Consider the following 20,265-nt stretch of genomic DNA (forward strand, 5'->3'; position numbering starts at 1 on the left):
AAACAACAGCATTATGAAAACGAGCTGAAAGGCATCTTCGGCTTTACGAAAAACAGCACCACCATCTTCGGCGCTTACTGGAGCAATGATTTTCTAAATTCCTCTGCCGGCTCTGTCGACAATCATGCCTATACGTTAGCCGGATATGCGCAGCACGAACTGCTGCTGTTCAAAAACCTGAAAGCGACTCTCGGCGCCCGTTATAATCGCCATGAAGCGTTCGGCGACAAAGTCACCCCGAAAGTTACCTTGATGTATTCGCCCCGACATTTTACCTTCCGCGCCACTTATTCTACAGGTTTTCGCGCGCCGGGATTGGACGAGCTCTATTATCATTATTACAGCACCTATAAAGGTAAACCGCAAATCATCTTCGGAAATAAGAGGCTGCAGCCGGAGAAAAGCAAGTACTTCTCCCTGAATGCGGTATACCACGCGAACAGTTTCTCTCTGTCGATAACCGGCTTTATGAACTTCATCGACGATATGATCGTCAAGGAGGCTACCGCCATCGACAACGTCACCCGCGCCCTCCTGATGAAAGAGTTTCCGGAAATGACAGCGGCGGAAGCCGACAAACTGGATCGATACACCTTCCACACGAACAGCGATAAAGGCGAGGTAAAAGGCATCCAGGTGAGTCTGTCTGCCAATGCCTTCAACGGCTTCTATATCAACGTGCATTATTCGTATACCGATGCACGGACTAAAAGCGGCGGGAAATGGACCGCCCTCGACCGTTCGTTCAAGCATGCTTTGACCCTAGCCGTCAACTATCATCACGGATGGAGGCACTATGCATTCAATGCGAATATCCACGCGCGGATGCAAAGCGAAACGTATTATCCGCTTTACGAAAACGCGCCCGGATACGGAATATGGAATATCAACACCACGCATACTTTCGATTTTCTCCCATTTCTGAATATCGAACCGAGTCTCGGAATAGACAATATCTTTGACAAAACAGACCGTCGGATCGACAGCAAGCTCCGAAGATACGCACTCTTTTCACCGGGCAGGGCGTTGACTGTCGGATTGAAACTCCGGTTTAAACGGTAAAACTACTTCCGCCAGAAACGGAAAGTAATATCGATGAAATTTCCTTCCGGCCCTCGCTTGTACAAGCGTTGGTTGGTCGTCTGGCTCTTGAGGCTTCCCAAATGACGGATATAAGGCCCGACTTTGATATAATCGAAGTCGGGCTTGTGAACGACGGGAGGGATGAGTTGCTTGCCGCTATACCACGCCACCTTCAAATGAGAATGAGCCAGACGGACATATCGCGCCAATCGATTGACGGAAATCGGCTCCGCATCTCCTCCCATAAAGCAAATACAGGTAATATCGTCGTTACATTTACGGATGATGTCGTCGATCTCGCTCGAAGTCAGCGGCGTCCCGACATCCTCCCACAGGTATTTGCTGTGACAGTACGGGCAATGACACGGACAATTCGATATATTGATGGAGAGCGTTACCTCATCGGGTATTTCTTGAAAGACGACTCCCGTATTCACATACTTCAACATCGGGTCGACGCACTAAACGGTCACCTTGTTCGAACCGATATAGAAGCGACGGTGCTCTTCTTCCTGACGGGCCTGCGAGAAATTGCTCACGCGTTTCAAATAGCCGATGATACGCGTCATATAATCTACGTCATGGCTATGACAGGCCGGACATTCGTGCAGGTAACGTTTATCGATGTGTCCGCAATCGTTGCAAATAGTATTCGGAATATTGAAAGTAAAATAGTTGCATCCTTCTTTGGCCGCAACGCGCAACAATTGCCGATACTGCGCCCCCGTCAAATGTTCTTCCAAATTCGTATGCAGTGCAGATCCTCCGGTGAGATGTTCGATATAAGGAGCGCCATGCATCTTGAACTTATCGATAATGCTCAAGCTATCGTCCTCCACGATGTAGAAATAGCTGTTATAACAGTCGCGCGGAACGAAATAACCGTCTTCTTTGTCCCATTTGGCATGCTTGACGCCGACATTTTCGGCAGGAATCATTTCGCAATTGAAAAGTACATCTTTCGTACGGTATTGCCTGTTATATTTTTCTATCAAACCGAGGATCGACTGGACGAAATGCAAATAATCGGGATTATCCGTAATCCGAAGTCCCATAAATTCGGCAGCTTCCACCAAACCGTTCACTCCGATGGTCAAGTATTGGCGGCCCATATTGATGTATCCCGCGTCGAAGAGCGGGAGCATGCCGCTCTTCTGCAATTCTTTCAGATTCTCATTGTAGGCCAATTGTACCTTGTGGCAAAGGTCGATAATACGGCCCAAGAATTCCATATAATCCAACTCATTGTTTACCGCATACTGAATACAGCGATTCAGATTAATGGTCAGGACGCTCTTCGAACCGGTCGATACGCCGCCCGCCCCCAACGTATAGCTGAATCCGTTATCCTGAATTTCATTGCGCAGGCGGCAGCAAGAACTCAAGGAATCGGCGTTATCGCTCATATAGGTAAAGAAGGAATGGCCTTCCGCATACATTTCCGCCGTAAACTCTCCCCATTCTTCATCCATCACGTCCCCGTCCTTGCTTAAAAGCGCCATGGTTTCCACGGGGAAAGTCAATACGGCTTTTGTCCTTTCCTTGTTGAACCATTTCATGAAACGTTTCTGCAACCACGAGAGGCCATCCCAATCGGGCTTCGAACCGTCGGGGAAATAGAAGTTGCCGAAGATGCTTTGGAAATAGTACCGATCGTAATAGGCGATGTTCCAGAAAACGGCTTGGTAATTGCGGGCGCCCGTGGGTTGGTTGATGGAATAGACCACCTGTTCGAAACAATCGGTGATGACTTTGTCGATGGTACGTTGCTTCGCGGAGAGATCGACCACCCTGTCGGTCTCTTTCCAATAATCCTTGCCGTATTCCAACGCGATGAAATAGTTCAGATACATCAGGAATTCCGGCGTCGCACAAGCACCGCTCAGCATGCTCGAAACCATGAAAACCATATTGATAAAGCCTCCGCAGAACGACTTCAGATTAGTCGGCGCCGTAGAATTGCCGCCGATGGAAGAAGTCCCGCCGATAAGCCACGGATACATCGTAATAGAAGCGCAATAATTAGCCAGGCTGGTTTCATCGTTTTTATAAATGAAATGCTGTTTCAGCTTATGGATGTATTCGTCTGCCAACTCTTTGCCGTACATCTTCTTTATCCGTTCCGTCAGCAAGCGACGGTTCAGACGAATAAAGTTCGACTTCGGCAATTCGCCGATCAATGTGGCGATATTCTTATGCTCCACATTGGCGTTTGCATCGTACTTGGAACCGGTCGCCGCATTCGCTGCCTGACAATAATCGGAAAGGAATTTCATTTTTTCCAAAACTTCGCGGTCTTCCGTATGGCGTTGCCGATAGAGCATAAACGACTTTGCCACCTTGTAGTAACCTTCTTTCATCAACGCTTCTTCCACTTGGTTTTGGATATCCTCTACCTTTATGCCTTCCTTTATATCTAAATGACTGATTATTTTCGACAGACTTCCTAAGTCAATCGGTTCTTCTACAGAAGTAAATGCCTTGATAATAGCATTCATAATCTTGTCGAGCGAGAAACGATCCGAGGTTCCGTTACGCTTGGTAATTGTAAAGTTTTTTATTTCCATGGTAAGACAGTTTTGGAGAACTTTTAATTTTAAATTGATAAAAATATTTTCCGATTCGAGATATTTTCGATTCCGAAAGCAGAAAATAAATTCTCCTTTTCCGAATCGTTTCATTGTGCTGACAAAGATATATTATTTTTTCGATTACCGATCAAAGAAATCGAGAAAAAAATTCTTCTTTTTCGAAGAATCTTTTGCCCGAAAGGGAAAGAACAGAATTAAACAGCTATATATCAGCAAGTTCTCATTCGAAATACAAAAAATTATCCTTCTTGCAAAAGGAGAAATTCGGAAAACACGAATAACCCACCCGGACAAACGGATTTATTGCACATTCCTTAATTAAATACGGTCGCACGCATCGAACAGTTACCGGACAAACGGGAAGATATCATTAATTCTTTCCGTTTATCCTCGCCACACTTCTCAATCGGAAAACTTTTCTATCTTGCCCGATCTTATCATGTAATGCTTTTTTATCTCAGACTATCAAGGGGAACGGGAAGCATTTCTTTCCCGCGGTCCGGTGGCGGGTCATAGAGAATCCGATTGCTTGCTATAGGCGTCCTTCTTCTCCATGATATCGTGAGCGCGATGCTTCAGCGCATGACGGATATGATCGATGAAGATATCCTGAATTTCAGGGATCTGCCCCAGGCCTTCGATGCGCAGTAAAACTTTCAAACCCTTTTCCTCGAGGTTTTCTTTCCACTCCACTGAAATATCATGTTTGGCATGCTCGCCCGCTACGAACATCAAAGGCACGAGCGTAACCTGCTTGGCCTTATCGCTTTTGAGCCGGGCGAGCATCGTATCGAAAGTGGGGTATCCTTCGATGGTTCCCACATGATAGTGGGAGTATCCGTCGGCCTTGAGCATATAATCGAGTTCGCTGTAGATGGCCGTAGCAGGCGTAGAGGTTCCATGCCCGACAAAGACCACGTGTTGCCCCTTCCGCTTATCCGCCGGATGCCGTCCGGTCAAAATCGCCACGACCTTTTCCACATCCTCCACCTCGTACAGCAACGGATTGCCCAATCGCACCTCTTTAAAGAAGGGGCGCACGCGTTCCACCTCCCTCCGCAAAGACTCGTTTTCCAAACCGCTGATTATATTCGTGCTCTGGACAAGCACACGCGTGTAGCCTTCGGCGCAGAGCTTCAGCAACATTTCGAGAGGCGTTCGCTTCGCGATGCCTCGAGTTTTCAACCGTTTGACGACAATGCGAGACGTATAGGCTTCGTATACCTCCAACGAGGCGAATCGTTTTTCGACCTTGGTACGGAGGGCGTCCATCGTCAAGGCACGGGTATCGTCGTGAGTCGTCCCGAAATGTACCAACAGCAAGGCGGCCTTTTCTCCTGGCTCCATCCCTTGGAGAAAATCGCTTTCCGTACAGTCCTCTGCCCCTTGTCCGCTGCATACGATCGAAACGAGGCAAACCAAAACAAATAAACAGGTTCTCTTCATTTGACCGTTATTGAATATGAAAAATAGAAAATGTTATGCGAAGATAGTAATGAATTGAAAAAATAACTAATTTTGCAACGGAAATCAGGTGAGAAGAGGACGAACCCGTCCGATTCTTTAAAAGGGAATCCGGTGAGATGCCGGAACAGTACCCGCTACTGTAAGATCCGATTCCTCAACGGAATAAGGGAAGTGCTACAGCCACTGTTTGTACGACGATCCGATCGTACGAATGGGAAGGTCCTAAGGATCGAGTCAGGAGACCTGCCCGATTGCCACAGTTAACGAAGTTCTCGGGTAAAGAACCGATTTAATTTACGTATTGCAAATTTTTTCTTTATGAAGAAATTTTTTGTTTTCGTTCTGTCTGTGCCGACAGGATTATCCGTTCATGCGCAACGTCGCAGGAAAGGGTTCCAACAACTGTCCGTACGCGGATTCTTTCGCTCCCTCATCAGGATCGACGGCATCGCCGCAATGCGAATCTCAATATGATTGACAGGCTTATATATTCGCTTCACAGAATCCTGGGCACGATGCTCAGCGTGCTGTTCCTGATGTGGTTCCTGACGGGAATCGTGATGATTTATCATCGCTTCCCCTCGGCCAGCCATCAAGAAAAGCTAGCCAGGTACGAGGCGCTGCCCGACTCGTTGCCGGCCATCGAAACGGCAGTCGGCCGTGCCGGAGGAGAAGACTCGCTCAAAAGCCTTAGCCTCTACGCTTATTTAGGACGGACGTACATGGAAACGGGTGACAGGGCGAATCCGAAAAAGCTTTTAGCCGACAGCCTGCAGACGCCGCCGAAAATCGACGGAGATTACCTCCGCAACGTGGCCGCCCTTTGGTGCGAAGCGCCCGTGGCCCGCATCGATACGCTCTATCGCCTCGAGCAATGGATTCCTTTCGGTCGGCTGAAGAAGGACTTCCCCATCTACAAGTTCCATTTTTCCGACAAGGACAAAACGCAGGCGTACCTCTCCTCGGCCACGGGCGAGGTGCTGCAATGCACCACGCACCGCGAGCGCGTGTGGGCTTGGCTCGGCGCCATTCCCCACTGGGTTTACTTCACGTGGCTGCGGCAGGACGCAGCATTATGGGCAAACGTCATCGAGTGGATATCGGCCGCGGGCATCTTCATGATCCTCGCCGGCCTCTACCTCGGCATCCGCTCGTACCGAATCTCGGCAAAACGGGGAAAAGGATTCGTCAGCCCCTACAAAAAGAAATGGTACCGCTGGCATCACGCGTACGGAACCCTCTTCGGCATTTTCCTGCTGACCTGGCTCTTGAGCGGGATGCTTTCGCTGACCGACACGCCCGATTGGTTGGGCAAAGTCCACCAAACCTACCCGGCGCGCTCGGTACTGAACAAGGGGCTGCTCCCGTTGTCGAGCTACCGGCTGGATTACAGAACGGTAGCCGAACGATACGCGGGAAAGGCGACCCGAATCGATTGGAGCAGTTTCTATCGCTATCCTTCCTATCTGGTGCAACTGAAGGAAGAAGGCTCGATATGCATCGATGCTTCGGGAAGTGCCGTTCGCCCTTTCCGTTTGACAGAGAATCAGGTCTGCGAAGCCGTTCGAGCGATCCACGGAGAAGAGCCCTTCACGGTCACCGAGATGACGGAGTATGACCACTATTACCTGGACCGCAAAGGAAGGCTGGATCTGCCCGTGTGGAAAGTGCAAATAGACAATGCGGATAAAACCTGCTATTACATCCATCCGAAAACCGGTTCTTTCCGCAGCGTCGATACCCATTCGCGCTGGCATTTCCAACTGTATCAGGGACTCCATAGCCTCCGGTACAAAGTCTTCATGGGGCATCCCGCAGTCTGGACCCTCGTGATGTGGTCGCTGTTACTGGCGGGAGCATTCGTTTCGTTCACCGGTACGCTATTAGGGATCAACTACCTAATCAGATGTTGTAAACGACTTAAACCGACTCGCAAACACGAATAAAACACGACACTGATTGGGCGGCTGTGTCAAAACGAAAGTTTCGGCACAGCCGTTTTCGTTCCGTCTCGTTCAGCTCCTCGAGGCGAGGCGAGGATCGCCCGCCCCTCTCCGCCGAAGCGGAGCGGACTTTGCTTTCCCGCGGCTCGGCCGATAGGCTCGACACATCCGTTTCATGCGGATAAAAAAATGTTAACATAGGCACGTTAACAAATTTTCATACGTATGAAATTGTTGTTCCGTGCCTACGAAATTCTCAACGCCCGACTACATTTTTTCGAATCTCAGGTCGGCCAGCGTGTCTTTGATGCCTTTGCCGGGGGTGAAGATCACTCTCGCTCGGCGTATGGCAGCGGCGGTTACATCTTCGGCAACGAGTTTGCTCTCGCTGCTGATGCTTACGCGAAGGCTGCCCAATTCGCCCAGCCGGACGGCATAACCGTCGGCCAGCGAGCCAGTCATCACGTCGACCAGGGCATAGAGTACGGCGCGGATATCGGCGCCGCTCACGGTACTGATCTTCTCAATGTCACGAGTCAGTCCCGCCAGGGTTTTCTCGCCCGAGAGCACGGCGGCAGCGTAGAACTTCTTCGTGCCTCCGCCCGGCACTCCGGGTTGTCCCCGTTCAATCACTTTGTACTTCACGGACATACATCCTCCTTTTTTTAAAAAATAACCGATTGGGATAAAATAGTATAACACAAGTTACCCCGCACCTTTCGGGGCGCGGGAGAAGAACCATATCGCAAGGGGGAAAATAAGATTAATCGGGTGGAGGTAAAATACACCGGATCTTCCCAGCCGGATCTTCCGGCGGGAATTGAACAAACGAACGTGTTTTCGGTGCGCATAGTTATCGGTTTTCGAATTACGAGCCCAAGTTAAAAAAATTTTTCCGTACGGCCAATTTTTTCCGAGAAAAAATTTCAGCATGCGGGAGAGGCAGGCCGGCATTCGAGGGGCGGTGGCCGGGGCGCCCGGCATTTTCGGGGATAAAAAACCTGCTACCTCGTTTTATCTCTTCGATAAACGAGGTAGCAGATGCTTCGACGCATCACAAAAGTCACGCCCTGCGAGTGTACGAAAAAAAGCGAGCCGAATCCCGGACTCGAACCGGGGACCTATTCATTACGAATGAATTGCTCTACCAACTGAGCCAATTCGGCCTGAGTCGAATATTCGCACCGCCCTGTACGAGAACGGTGCAAATATACGTCTTTCTTTGGATACGCGGAAATAAAAAACGATTTTTTTTGTTTTTTCGTCAATGCAGCGTCAGCGTGACGATCGATTTGGCGGGCAACGTGATTTGCAAGAGGCCGTTCCGGATTTCCGCTCCGCCGAAGGTTTGGGGGACGACGGCGTTCGGGCGGTCGAACGTGTTGTGTTCGCGGACGTCGGGTGCCGTGAGCACGCGTCCGCCCACGCGTTTCGCGCGGAGGCTGTCCAAGCTCACTTCGACCGTTTGCGTCTGTTGCAAATCGATATTGGCCAGCGAGAGATGGATCGTTCCCTCCTTATCTCTGGAGGCCGTGGCACTGACCAGGGGTACGATCCGATCGTGGCGAACCACCTTTTTGGCGCCGTTGAGGGAAAACGGCAGGAAGAGAGCGTCTTGGTGCACCTTGTACATCTCGAACACGTGATAGGTGGGCGTGAGGACCATCCGGTCTCCTTTCGTGAGAATCATGGCTTGAAGCACGTTGGCTATCTGGGCGATATTGGCCATCCTGATCCGGTCTGCGTACCGATGGAAGACGTTCAGGGTGAGGGCGGCCACCAGCGCGTCGCGCAGGGTGTTCTGCTGGTAGAGATGTCCGCTGACGGTGCCGGGCTCTTCGTCCCACCACGTTCCCCATTCGTCGACGAGCAGGCCGATCTGTTTCTTCGGGTCGTACGTGTCCATGATGGCGATGTGTTTGCGGATCACCGGTTCTATTTCCAGGCATTTGCCCATCGTCCAATAGTAATCTTCGTCCGAGAAGTCGGTGGCCGAGCCTTTGCTGCCCGTCCATCCGACGCAGGTATAGTAATGCAGGGAGAGGCCGTCCATGCGGTGCCCCACGTTCTTCATGAGCGTTTCCGTCCAGCCGTAGTCGTAATCGCTGGCTCCGCTAGCCACTTTGTAGAGTCGGTTTCCGTTATATTCGCGGCAATAGGTGGCATACCTCCGGTACAGATCGCTGTAATATTCGGGGCGCATGTTTCCTCCGCAGCCCCAACTCTCGTTGCCCACGCCGATGTACTTGACTTTCCAGGGCTGCTCGCGCCCGTTTTCCTTTCGCAGTTTTGCCATGGGACTGCCCTGTTCGGCCGTCATGTATTCCACCCATTCGGCCAATTCCTCCACTGTGCCGCTCCCCACGTTTCCGCTGATGTAAGGCTCGCACCCGAGCAATTCGCAAAGGTTGAGGAACTCGTGCGTGCCGAAACTGTTATCCTCCACCGTTCCTCCCCAATTGTTATTGACCATCTTCGGGCGATTCGCCTTCGGGCCGATGCCGTCTCGCCAATGATATTCGTCGGCGAAACATCCCCCCGGCCAGCGCAGCACGGGCACTTTCAGCTCTTTGAGCGCCTGCAGCACATCGTTCCGATATCCGTTCGTATGAGGGATCGACGAATTTTCTCCCACCCATAATCCACCGTAGATGCAGGTGCCGAGATGCTCGGCGAACTGCCCGTAAATCTCCTTGCGAATAAGTTGCTCGCCTTCCTGCGGGCGAATCTGCATCGTAGTCACTTCCTGCGCGCACAACGGCACGACGGCCGTCAGCGCGACAACGATCCATCCTTTTTTCATCTTCTCTCCGTTTTATCAGTTATCCATTCAATAAACTCGCCCGGGTATCAAGGTTCCGTACCGGGCGATCACCCGCTCCATCCGAGCGCTTTTCGTCTACGATCTTCGTATTTAAGCTTTCACATAGTACGTATGCAAAGTAAAAACATTAAATTTGCATTTCAAAGATCGGACAGAAAAAAGATGAAGAGAAACAAACATACGATGCTCGCGATAACTTCCAGCCTGGTTGTTATCGCCTGCCTGACAGGCGGTTACCTGTACCGGACCGTGTGCTCTCCCCTTCTTCGGAATGAAAAAACGGCCTACCTCTATATCGACAGGGACGACGATATCGATTCCGTACGGGTCAAGATCAGAGCGGCGGGGCGCGTCACACGCATGGAGGGATTCGACCTGTTGGCCGCATACGATGGCTACGGGCGGAAAATCCGTACCGGTCGCTACGCGCTCAATCCCGGCGGCAACATGCTGGGGCTCTATAAAACACTGTCGAGAGGCCGACAAACACCGTTGATGCTGACCGTCCCAGCGACGAAAACCATCGGTCAGCTGGTAAAAACCATCGACCGCCAACTGATGATCGATTCCGCAGAAATTAGAAAATCCCTCACCGATACGGCAACGATAAAACAATGGGGATTCGACGAACGGACACTCCCCGCTTTCTTCATCCCCGATACCTACGAGTGCTATTGGAACGTTTCTCCCCAAGCACTCCTCCGAAAGCTCAGACAAGCCTACCAGCATTTCTGGAACGAACAGCGGACGGCGCAAGCCGCTGCCGTCGGGTTGACGCCGATCGAAGCGGCGACACTCGCCTCCATCGTCGACGAAGAGACATCCAAGAACGACGAAAAGCCGATCATCGCCGGATTATACCTCAACCGACTGAAAAAAGGAATGCGGTTGCAAGCCGATCCGACCGTCAAGTTCGCCCTGAACGATCCCGCCGTCCGCCGCATTCTCTTCCAACACCTGGAAGTAGATTCGCCCTACAACACGTACAAACACGAGGGGCTCCCTCCCGGCCCCATCCGCATCGCCAGCGTACAGGGCATCGAAAGCGTGCTGAATTATGTCCGTCATACCTATTTGTATATGTGCGCCAAGGAAGATTTTTCCGGGTATCATCACTTTGCCGTAAATAGCGCGCAGCACGCCGCGAACGCACGGAGGTATCAGCAGGCGCTGAATCGGCGGCACATTCACTGAAATCGTTCTTTAAGAAAACGGTTGTATTGCCCCTTGCGGAGGGTGCGGTTTCCGTAGTGGATCGCATGGCGCGGACACACGTGATAGCAAGCCAGACAGTGCGTGCAAGTAGCTCCCCAGACCGGTTTCCCCGTCACCCGAATATTATGCAGCGGACAAGCCCGTTCGCAACGCCTGCAGGCAATGCAGGCATCCGTAGCGCGAAACCGTCTGGGAGACATCAGAAATCGGTAAAACAACGGACGGATAAGATACGACTTCAGAAAAGGTAAGGGGCCGTTATGGCACTGGTAGCGAACTTGACGAACATGCCTTCGCAACGCTTCGGCGATAAACCCGATGCGGGCGACGGCGTTCCGTATCTTTCGATCCTCCTTTTCCTGCGAATCCAGCTGAAAACCCGGCAAACAGATATACACTTCGGGCATTACGACTGAAAAGGCGGCATCGCAATGCCACCTCCGTTTGCGCAAAGTGGACTCGAAAAGCTGAGCCGTCCGTCCCGCCTCATCGCCGCACGTACAAACGCAATAGATATACGAAGGCTTGTCGATTTTCAGCCGAAGGACGAACCGTTGAACCAACTTCGGCGGTCCCCACGCATAAACGGGAAAAACGAATCCTAATCTCTCGTCAGCCCGGAGGGCATACGTCCTCTCCTGGACCGATGCTTCTGCTATCGCAACCGTTCGATCCTGCAGCGCTTCCGCCATTCGTTCGGCGACCCAGGCAGAATTTCCCGTTCCGGAAAAATAAAAAATCATACTATTACGACTTTTTCCTAAGATAAAGAGGGCGATGCCGCCTACAGCATCGCCCTTATATGAAGCCGCACCAGTGATGCGATGAAACTCCGAATGACAGGATTTGAGTGCTCTTCAGCCTTTGTAATCCACCGACATTGCTGCTACCCGAAGGCGTGGCCCGCCATTGGTTGAAGAAGCTTGTCTCGGAATTCAATATAACTTGATGAGTTTCCCAGTACAACTAATGCGGCTTACTTTCTTCCTTTGCGTACAAAAATAAACAGTTTGTTTGAGAAACACAAATTTTAATGCTACTTTTTTTTTACGTTCTCCTTCCTGAACGAAAAAAGACTGTTCTGGCTTTATTCTGAAACAGTCTTTTCCCTTTGTATAAGTTGGGTATCAATTTCGTCCTCAGGCCGTTTTAGCCTTCTCGACGATCGCTTTGAACGCTTCTGGATGATTAACGGCTAAATCGGCCAATACTTTTCGGTTGATTTCGATTCCCGCTTTGTGCAAGCACCCCATTAGCTTGCTGTACGAGAATCCTTCCAAACGAGCGGCCGCATTGATACGCAAAATCCACAAGGCGCGGAAATTGCGTTTCTTCGTCTTCCGATCCCGATAGGCATAAGTCAATCCCTTTTCCCACGTATTCTTGGCAACCGTCCAAACATTCTTTCTTGCACCAAAATAACCTTTGGTCAGGTTTAAAATTCTCTTCCGTTTTGCTCTTGAAGCAACATTGTTTACTGATCTTGGCATAGTTTTAAAAATCTTTTGGGAATGTTAGCGTTGCTGATTTATCCAGCAAACTTTAAGCTACACACTCGATTAATACTTTCATTTCTTTACGCTTACGCTCTCCCTCGGTCAACGTATACAGAGCAGTTCTTTAATCTGCCTGGTATTGGTCGAATCCACGATGGCAAAATGTTGCAGGTTTCTCTTCTGCTTTTTGGTCTTCTTCGTCAAAATATGACTGTGATAAGCGTGCTTTCTCTTGATTTTACCCGTTCCGGTAAGAACAAATCTTTTTTTAGCACCGGAGTTCGTTTTGATCTTTGGCATCTTCTTTAATTTTAAATTATTAGTATTCACGTGGCAACGTACTATACCTGCACGTTACTCATTCTTTTCCTTCTCGTCCGCATGGCTCATCAGCTTGGCCACCTCTTCCGCCTTTAAAGCGTCGGCCAATGTGGGTACACTCTTTCGTTCGACGGAAGTAAGGGGCTTTTCAAGGGGTTGCTGCTGCGACTTCACGAGGGACTTCTTTTTCACCATGCCGGGCTTAGGAGTTAACTGGATCGTCATTCGCTTCCCTTCCAATACGGGCAACTGTTCCACTTTCGCATATTCCTCCAAATCATTGGCAAAGCGAAGCAATAATACCTCTCCCTGTTCTTTAAATAGAATGGAACGTCCGCGAAAGAACACATAAGCTCTCACCTTGTTTCCTTCCTTCAGGAATCCGACGGCATGCTTCAGCTTAAAATTATAATCGTTGTCGCCTGTTTGGGGGCCGAAACGAATTTCTTTCACTTCCATCTTGGCTTGTTTGGCCTTTTGTTCCTTCTGACGCTTCTTCAACTGATAAAGGAACTTAGAATAATCAATCAATCTACAAACCGGCGGAACGGCGTTCGGCGAAATCTCGACCAAATCCAATCCTCTTTCCTGCGCCATCGTAATGGCCTTATAAGTGGGAACCACGGTCGATTCGATATCATCGCCTACGATTCGTACTTCACGGACATGAATTTGTTCATTCACCCGATACTGTCCCTTGATAGTGTCATTCTTCATGAATAATTGTACCTGTTCGTTTCCTTTTTTCTAGTTATTCCTTTATCAATCCACACTGTTAGAAAGGCTTCCGAGTCCTATTACGAAAACCGGCTGCAAATTTACCATTTATTTATCATTTCCGAAACTTCTTCCGCTATTTTTTTACCGAATTCTTCCACTTTCATACTCCCCTGATCGCCTTCACCCTGTTTGCGTACAGCTACTTCTGCATTGGCCGCTTCTTTTTCTCCCACAACGAGCATAAACGGAATGCGCTTCAGTTCATTGTCGCGAATCTTACGTCCGATCTTTTCATTTCGGTCGTCGACCGACGCACGGACCTCGTACTTGCTCAATAGCTTCTTTACTTCATAAGCATAGTCGTTAAACTTCTCACTGATCGGCAAAACAGCGCATTGATCCGGGGTCAACCACAGCGGGAATTTACCTGCCGTATGTTCAATCAACACCGCCACAAAACGTTCCATCGAACCGAAAGGAGCGCGATGTATCATGACCGGGCGATGCTTCTTGTTATCGGTGCCGGTATATTCCAGTTGAAAACGCTCGGGCAAATTGTAATCCACCTGGATCGTCCCCAATTGCCAACGACGCCCGATAGCGTCCTTCACCATGAAGTCCAGCTTCGGGCCATAAAACGCCGCTTCACCGTATTCGATCTTGGCTTTCAGGCCTTTCTCCTGGCAAGCTTCGATGATAGCTGTTTCCGCTTTATCCCAAACCTCGTCGCTCCCCATATATTTCTCGTGATCGTTGGGGTCGCGAAGAGAAATCTGAGCTTCGACATTATCGAAATTCATGGCGCGGAATACGATGGCAATGATGTCCATTACCCGAACGAACTCGTCCTTCACTTGCTCCGGACGACAGAAAATATGCGCATCATCCTGCGTAAAACTGCGGACGCGAGTCAATCCGTGCAATTCGCCGCTCTGTTCGTAACGACAAACCGTACCGAATTCCGCAACGCGCAAAGGCAAATCCTTGTAGGAATGCGGAATGCTCTTATAAATCATACAATGATGAGGACAGTTCATCGGTTTCAGGAAATATTCCTCTCCTTCTTCCGGCGTATGAATCGGCTGGAACGAATCCTTGCCGTAATGAGCATAATGGCCGGAGGTAATATATAATAATTTATTCCCAATAGGCGGAGTAATTACTTCCTGATACTCGTAACGAACCTGAATGCGACGCAGAAATTCCTGCAACCGCAAGCGAAGACCGGCACCCTTCGGCAACCATATCGGCAATCCTTTACCCACCGTATCGCTGAACATGAACAATTCCATTTCTTTCCCGATCTTACGATGGTCGCGTTTCTTCGCTTCTTCCAACATCACCAAATAATCGTCCAGCATTTTTTTCTTAGGAAACGTAATGCCATAGATACGGGTCATTTGTTTGCGGTCTTCCCGGCCACGCCAATAGGCACCGGCAACACTCAACAATTTAATAGCCTTGATAGGAGCCGTAGACATCAAGTGCGGACCACGGCACAAATCGGTAAAATTCCCCTGCGTATAGGTGGTAATATGACCGTCTTCCAATTCGGAAATCAATTCTTCTTTATACGTTTGCCCTTCGTCGCCGAACTTCTTCATGGCATCAGTCTTGCTAATATTTCTACGGATCAGTTCTTCGTGTTGAGCGGCCAGTTCTTGCATGCGTTTTTCAATAGCGGGAAGATGTTCTTCGCGAATGACGGTATCGCCGGGATCAACGTCATAATAGAAGCCGTTCTCGATAGCAGGTCCGATGCCGAACTGAATACCGGGATACAACTCCTGCAACGCCTCGGCCATCAAGTGGGCACTCGTATGCCAAAAAGCATGCTTACCCTCCTCGTCATCCCATTTATAAAGGACGAATTGAGCATCGGTTTCGATCGGCCGAACCAAATCAAATGTTTCACCATTTACGCCACAAGCCAGCACGTCTCTGGCCAATTGCGGACTCAGACTCTCTGCGATTTGCAGACCAGTTACTCCCTCGTTATACTCACGAACGGAGCCATCAGGAAATGTAATTTTTATCATAATCGTATAATCTCTGACAGAGCTGTCATACAACAACAGTTCTTTCACAAGTTGCAAAAATAACTATTTCTTTTACAATCCTACCTACTTTACGGAAAAAACTATTCTTTTATATCCGTAAAACGTTTGATGATACTGTAAGCGGCGTACAGGCCCAACTCCCCCGCCTTGCTTAAATCCGAGATTCCTTGTCGATTATTTCCAAGATAAATATTTGTCAAGCCTCGATTATAATAAGCATCTGCAAATTTGGTGTCCATTTCGAGACATCGATCGTAATCCACCAATGACGAACGGTAATCTTTCATGATACACTCCACATTCCCCCTGTTATAATAAGCGTACATGAAATCAGGGGCCAACTCTATGACTTTATCCAGATCTTTCTTCACACTTTCGTAGTCTACGGCTTTCGCCAACTTCTTTTCCGGATTCGATCTATCTTCATAATCAGTGCCTAAGCGTTGGTACTCCAATTGTTTATATCGAATCAGCGCCCGCATAAAATAAGCCGGAAAGAAATCGGGCGATTGCCGGATCGTTTCGTCCAAATCCCGGATAGCATTATTGAAATCCTGAACCAAATAGAAATCCAAGGCCCGGGTGAACTTCTTGGTTACTACATCGGGATGAGCGACGATCTCCGCCGACATTTCATTGATGGATACGAAATGTCGTTTGACCTGTTCTTCGGTCAATGCCGTTTCGTCATTGGTGATAATCAAACGACCGGGCAATGCTTTCGAAGCGTTCAATTGCTCGATAAACTTATGGTAATTGACCTGATGTTTAACGTCGCTTGCTTTTTCGTAATACGTCAAAGCATACATCGGCTGCGGCTTGATCGCTACATTTTTATCCTGAACTCGTCCGCGGTAATCGCTCTTATACTTCTGATTTCCTTCATCGCTATCCGCCACGACCAATTTATGATAATTATTCACATTTCTATCCGAGCGTTTACGCGTCTTCTCGTCGCTTTCCTCGTCTTCATCTCCCTTCGGAGTATGCCGATCGAGCTTGTTCTGGCGATCCAACTGTGCCCGCAAAACTTTTAGTTCATCCGCCTCTGCTCCTTTCAAATCTCCTGTTTTTTTCCTTGCCTGCGCACGCTGCTGATAGCCTACGAGGAAATTGGGATATTGGTCGATCACGGTGGTATAATCTCTGATCGCCCCTTTATAATCACCGGTCTGATCCAACAGCAGGCCTCGGTTAAAAGTCGCCATCATATCGGCGGGATCCATCTCCAAAACGAAATCGAAATCCTCGATGGCCCTGTTATCATCTCCCACCTGCGCACGAAGCAATCCTCGATTGTAATGGCCAATAAAGTTATGGGGATCGATTTGCAAACTCAAATCATAATCTTCCATTGCTCCGCGAAGATTGTGTTGATGAAATCTGGCTAAGGCGCGATTTATATAAGGAGAAGCATCGCGGATGGATAAGCGTATCGCCTGGTCCAAGTCGCTTTCCGCTTCCTTATACTTTGCTTGTCGCAAGTGGAGGAGTGCTAAAGTGTTCCACGAATCCGGATCGTATTTATCTATTTGCAAAGCGTGGTTAATATCCTTTTCTGCCATGATCGTATCCTTCTGTTGCAAATCGATCTCGCTGCGGATCAAATAGGCTTTGGTGTATCGAGGTGAGATGACCAGCAACGAATCCAAATCATTCTTAGCTCCCTGATAATCTTCCAACTTAATCCGGCATAAGGCCAAATTATGCCAAAGCACCGTATTCTCCGGATCCAATTTCAATGCTGCTTCATAGTCGGTAATAGCACTCTCATAGTTATCCTGACGGATACGTGACAACCCTCGTACCTGATAAGCGTTCACCACAAAGGGATTTCGTTCTATCGCTTCCGAACAATCTTTTTCGGCCCCTTGATAATCGTCCAGATTAAATTTAGCTACTCCCCGGAAAAAATACGGATCCGCCATATACGGTTTGGCATTAATCACCTGATTAAAATATTGAATAGACAATACATAATCTTCGAAATAAAGCGCATTGCGTGCAATATCCATTACACGTTCCGTATTTATCTGCGCCGTTCCCCCGAAAGGAAGGAGAGAATATATATATAATAGTATAAGGTATCGAAAGCACTTTATCATACTGCCCGAATAGAACTGCCTCTAAGAAACTTATTTTTTCACTTGTTTCATTTTGTACGAACTTCTCGCTTTCCCTTTAAGCATCGCATTCAACTTGCCACGTATGAGTTGTCTGCGCAACGGAGACAAGTAATCGATAAAAAGTTTTCCATTCAAATGATCGAACTCATGTTGCATGACGCGAGCCACGTATCCTTCTTTCCATTCATCATGTTCCTGGAAATTTTCATCCAAATACCTCACATGTACTTTCGTAGGCCTCCTCACCCTTTCATGAATACCGGGCAAGCTCAGACAGCCTTCTTCCATGTCTTCCATTTCGTCGTTGGTCTCTATGACATGCGGGTTGATAAAAGTATGAATGTATCCTTTCAGTTCAGGGATATCATCGCTGACAATATCCAAATTAATAACGACAACCCGAATATTCAATCCCACCTGCGGAGCAGCCAAGCCCACTCCGTCGGCGTGGTCAAGGGTTTCGTACAGGTTGGCAATCAACTCTTTCAAATGGGGATAATCGGGAGTAATATCTTCAGCAACTTCCCGTAAAACAGGTTGCCCATATATATAAACAGGTAATATCATTTATATGTCAATTTATTTCGTTTACTTTCCAAATACGACTGTAAGATGATCGTAGCGCTGATTTCATCCACGAGTGCCTTATTCCGGCGGTCTTTCTTTTTCAACCCGCCATCCAACATTGCCTGGCGAGCCAGTATCGAAGTAAAACGCTCGTCATACAATTCTACAGGTACGGCAGGAAATGTTTTCTTCAAACGATTCATAAAGGGAAGTACACGTTTCATATTCTCACTGTCCTCATTATTCATCCGTTTCGGATATCCGAGGATAATTCGTTCTACCTCTTCCATCTTCACATAGTGCAGGACAAACTCCATCAAATCGATCGTAGCCACGGTAGTAAGTCCGTTTGCAATCAATTGCAGCGGATCCGTCGCAGCGATCCCCGTCCGTTTTTTTCCCACATCCAATGCTAAGATTCTACCCATAGTTGGAACAAAAGTACAATTTTTATATTTGATACGAGTATTCGAGGCTAACAAATTGCGTATTTTCTACTTTTTTTAAAGGAAATCACGAGTTTTAAAGAAAAAATATTTGGAGATTAAAAAATAGTAGCTAAATTTGCCACATAGTTTTGGTATATGGAAAATACCTATGAAATTATGAGATCGGAACATCATTAAGGTCGCTTTAGAGGCATGCAGACAAGAGATTGGATGAAAGCATTAAGTGTGTTGGCGCTTATCGTGTGTCCTCTGAAGGTGAAAGGACAAATTTCCGGCGATGCGATCGTTGACAAGCTTGTTAGGATGGGTTATGAAAATGTTCGATGGATTGAAACGCCTGAGGAACGCATTTATACGATAGAAAGTAACGAAGAAAAGCGGATAGGCTTAGGCATTGCCAATGCCTTAAAGACCATTCAGGACGGAGGGCTTCCTGCGGAGAAACGATGCCGCGTCATCGTGACGGATAATAATATCCCCCAAGTCGCACTCTCCTACTATTCTCCCCATGATAGCGCGACCGTACGGCCTGCCGATTGGAATGTTTCCTACCAATTGGACGAGAGCTGGGAGAAAGTAAAGAAAAAGCCGAAGCGAAACAGTTCGCTGTTTAAAGTGGAGGTGGTCGTATACCCGCAATTATCGTATAAGAATATGATCATCACGCAGATTTATCAGATCCTGTTCGATTTGAGTCCGGCCGTAGAAGTTTCGTTGTGGCCGGGAGGCAAATTGACCGGTATGGTGAAAATCCCCCTATATAATGACGGATACGGCGTGTTGGAAGATCAGGTACATCCGGGACATTTAACCATTTCCCAGCGTTTTCGATTGCCTTACCATATCAAAGGCAAGGCTACGTTCGGTTATTTCAATACCGATCGTTGGGGAGGCGATCTGCAACTCTTTTATCCGTTTGCCGACCAGCGATTCTCCGTAACAGGGCGAATCAGCTATGTAGGTATCGGGTATTGGGACGGTTTCAGATTGCACTACGACGATAAAATGAAAACGACATGGTCTGTGGGAGGACACTTCTATTGGCCGCGGTATAACACACAGTTCAGCCTAAAAGCGGAACAGTATCTTCTGAAAGAGAAGGGTGTGAAATTCGAGATGATACGCCATTTTCGATATGCTTCTGTCGGTTTCTACGCAGAAAAGGCCGAACATGCAAAAGCAAACGGAGGGTTTCGATTCCAAATCCTTTTACCGGCCTATCGGATGAAACGGCACGGCTATGTACCGAGAGTGAATACGTCTAACAATATGGGAATTATTTATAATGCAAATAATGAACGTAAATATTATAGAGAATTTAAAGCTGAGGTTAGTGATAATATAATGCAAGACAATCGCTATAACCCCTATTTTATCAAATCAGAGTTACAAAATTATTAAAT

General features: G+C 48.3%; 17 protein-coding genes, 1 tRNA gene and 1 riboswitch. Of the genes, 4 read left to right on the forward strand and 14 right to left on the reverse strand.

Annotated elements, in window-relative coordinates:
* A partial coding sequence (locus BN102_RS09270; RefSeq protein ID WP_036787940.1) for a TonB-dependent receptor plug domain-containing protein occupies positions 1-1,062 on the forward strand: 1,062 nt, incomplete at its 5' end.
* Between the two features lie 2 nt (positions 1,063-1,064).
* Here the strand turns inward: BN102_RS09270 and nrdG are convergent.
* The 3 genes from nrdG to BN102_RS09290 all read right to left on the reverse strand — a co-directional run bounded on the left by nrdG (position 1,065) and on the right by BN102_RS09290 (position 5,120).
* Positions 1,065-1,532, reverse strand: coding sequence for an anaerobic ribonucleoside-triphosphate reductase activating protein (gene nrdG / locus BN102_RS09275; RefSeq protein WP_019208864.1), 468 nt, complete (start codon positions 1,530-1,532; stop codon positions 1,065-1,067).
* Between the two features lie 12 nt (positions 1,533-1,544).
* A complete protein-coding gene (gene nrdD / locus BN102_RS09280; protein ID WP_035456558.1) occupies positions 1,545-3,650 on the reverse strand; it encodes an anaerobic ribonucleoside-triphosphate reductase in 2,106 nt (701 codons plus the stop codon).
* A 534-nt stretch (positions 3,651-4,184) separates the two neighbouring features.
* Positions 4,185-5,120: a sirohydrochlorin cobaltochelatase gene (locus tag BN102_RS09290; protein WP_019208867.1), complete on the reverse strand. Its 936-nt coding sequence runs from the start codon at positions 5,118-5,120 to the stop codon at positions 4,185-4,187.
* Positions 5,121-5,189: 69 nt separating this feature from the next.
* Positions 5,190-5,406: riboswitch (cobalamin riboswitch) on the forward strand.
* A 205-nt stretch (positions 5,407-5,611) separates the two neighbouring features.
* Here BN102_RS09290 and BN102_RS09295 point away from each other — a divergent pair.
* On the forward strand, positions 5,612-7,087 hold the full coding sequence (locus tag BN102_RS09295; RefSeq protein ID WP_036787942.1) for a PepSY-associated transmembrane domain-containing protein: 1,476 nt from the start codon (positions 5,612-5,614) through the stop codon (positions 7,085-7,087).
* A gap of 264 nt (positions 7,088-7,351) precedes the next feature.
* Here the strand turns inward: BN102_RS09295 and BN102_RS09300 are convergent, their stop codons facing one another.
* The 3 genes from BN102_RS09300 to BN102_RS09315 all read right to left on the reverse strand — a co-directional run bounded on the left by BN102_RS09300 (position 7,352) and on the right by BN102_RS09315 (position 9,887).
* Positions 7,352-7,735: an HU family DNA-binding protein gene (locus BN102_RS09300; RefSeq protein WP_019208869.1), complete on the reverse strand. Its 384-nt coding sequence runs from the start codon at positions 7,733-7,735 to the stop codon at positions 7,352-7,354.
* A gap of 442 nt (positions 7,736-8,177) precedes the next feature.
* A tRNA-Thr gene (locus tag BN102_RS09310) sits at positions 8,178-8,250 on the reverse strand.
* 98 nt (positions 8,251-8,348) lie between these two features.
* The gene (locus BN102_RS09315) at positions 8,349-9,887 is read right to left on the reverse strand and encodes an alpha-N-arabinofuranosidase (protein WP_019208871.1); all 1,539 of its coding nucleotides are present in this window, start codon (positions 9,885-9,887) and stop codon (positions 8,349-8,351) included.
* Positions 9,888-10,070: 183 nt separating this feature from the next.
* Between BN102_RS09315 and mltG the strand changes: the two genes are divergently transcribed.
* Positions 10,071-11,102, forward strand: a complete 1,032-nt coding sequence (mltG, locus tag BN102_RS09320; protein ID WP_036787981.1) for an endolytic transglycosylase MltG — start codon at positions 10,071-10,073, stop codon at positions 11,100-11,102.
* On the opposite strand, the gene BN102_RS09325 is transcribed toward mltG, so the two are convergent.
* The 8 genes from BN102_RS09325 to ruvX all read right to left on the reverse strand — a co-directional run bounded on the left by BN102_RS09325 (position 11,096) and on the right by ruvX (position 18,841).
* Complete coding sequence (locus tag BN102_RS09325; protein WP_019208873.1) at positions 11,096-11,866, reverse strand: EFR1 family ferrodoxin; 771 nt, start codon at positions 11,864-11,866, stop codon at positions 11,096-11,098. The genes mltG and BN102_RS09325 overlap by 7 nt on opposite strands.
* Positions 11,867-12,262: 396 nt before the next feature.
* On the reverse strand, positions 12,263-12,613 hold the full coding sequence (gene rplT / locus BN102_RS09330; protein WP_019208874.1) for a 50S ribosomal protein L20: 351 nt from the start codon (positions 12,611-12,613) through the stop codon (positions 12,263-12,265).
* 108 nt (positions 12,614-12,721) lie between these two features.
* Positions 12,722-12,919 (reverse strand): 50S ribosomal protein L35, encoded by a 198-nt coding sequence (gene rpmI, locus BN102_RS09335; RefSeq protein ID WP_019208875.1) that lies wholly within the window; start codon positions 12,917-12,919, stop codon positions 12,722-12,724.
* Between the two features lie 54 nt (positions 12,920-12,973).
* Positions 12,974-13,657, reverse strand: a complete 684-nt coding sequence (gene infC / locus BN102_RS09340; protein ID WP_019208876.1) for a translation initiation factor IF-3 — start codon at positions 13,655-13,657, stop codon at positions 12,974-12,976.
* Positions 13,658-13,758: 101 nt separating this feature from the next.
* Positions 13,759-15,699, reverse strand: coding sequence for a threonine--tRNA ligase (gene thrS / locus BN102_RS09345; protein ID WP_036787986.1), 1,941 nt, complete (start codon positions 15,697-15,699; stop codon positions 13,759-13,761).
* A gap of 101 nt (positions 15,700-15,800) precedes the next feature.
* Positions 15,801-17,825: a tetratricopeptide repeat protein gene (locus BN102_RS09350; RefSeq protein WP_036787944.1), complete on the reverse strand. Its 2,025-nt coding sequence runs from the start codon at positions 17,823-17,825 to the stop codon at positions 15,801-15,803.
* A gap of 30 nt (positions 17,826-17,855) precedes the next feature.
* Positions 17,856-18,413: a peptide deformylase gene (gene def / locus BN102_RS09355; RefSeq protein ID WP_019208879.1), complete on the reverse strand. Its 558-nt coding sequence runs from the start codon at positions 18,411-18,413 to the stop codon at positions 17,856-17,858.
* The gene (gene ruvX / locus BN102_RS09360; RefSeq protein ID WP_019208880.1) at positions 18,410-18,841 is read right to left on the reverse strand and encodes a Holliday junction resolvase RuvX; all 432 of its coding nucleotides are present in this window, start codon (positions 18,839-18,841) and stop codon (positions 18,410-18,412) included. The genes def and ruvX overlap by 4 nt, the downstream gene beginning before the upstream one ends.
* Positions 18,842-19,054: 213 nt before the next feature.
* Here ruvX and BN102_RS09365 point away from each other — a divergent pair, with 213 nt between their 5' ends.
* Entirely contained in the window at positions 19,055-20,263 is a 1,209-nt protein-coding gene (locus BN102_RS09365; RefSeq protein WP_051007724.1) for a hypothetical protein, read from the forward strand.
* Positions 20,264-20,265: the final 2 nt, after the last annotated feature.

The sequence above is a fragment of the Phocaeicola abscessus CCUG 55929 genome (genome assembly GCF_000312445.1).
GTDB lineage: Bacteria > Bacteroidota > Bacteroidia > Bacteroidales > Bacteroidaceae > Phocaeicola > Phocaeicola abscessus.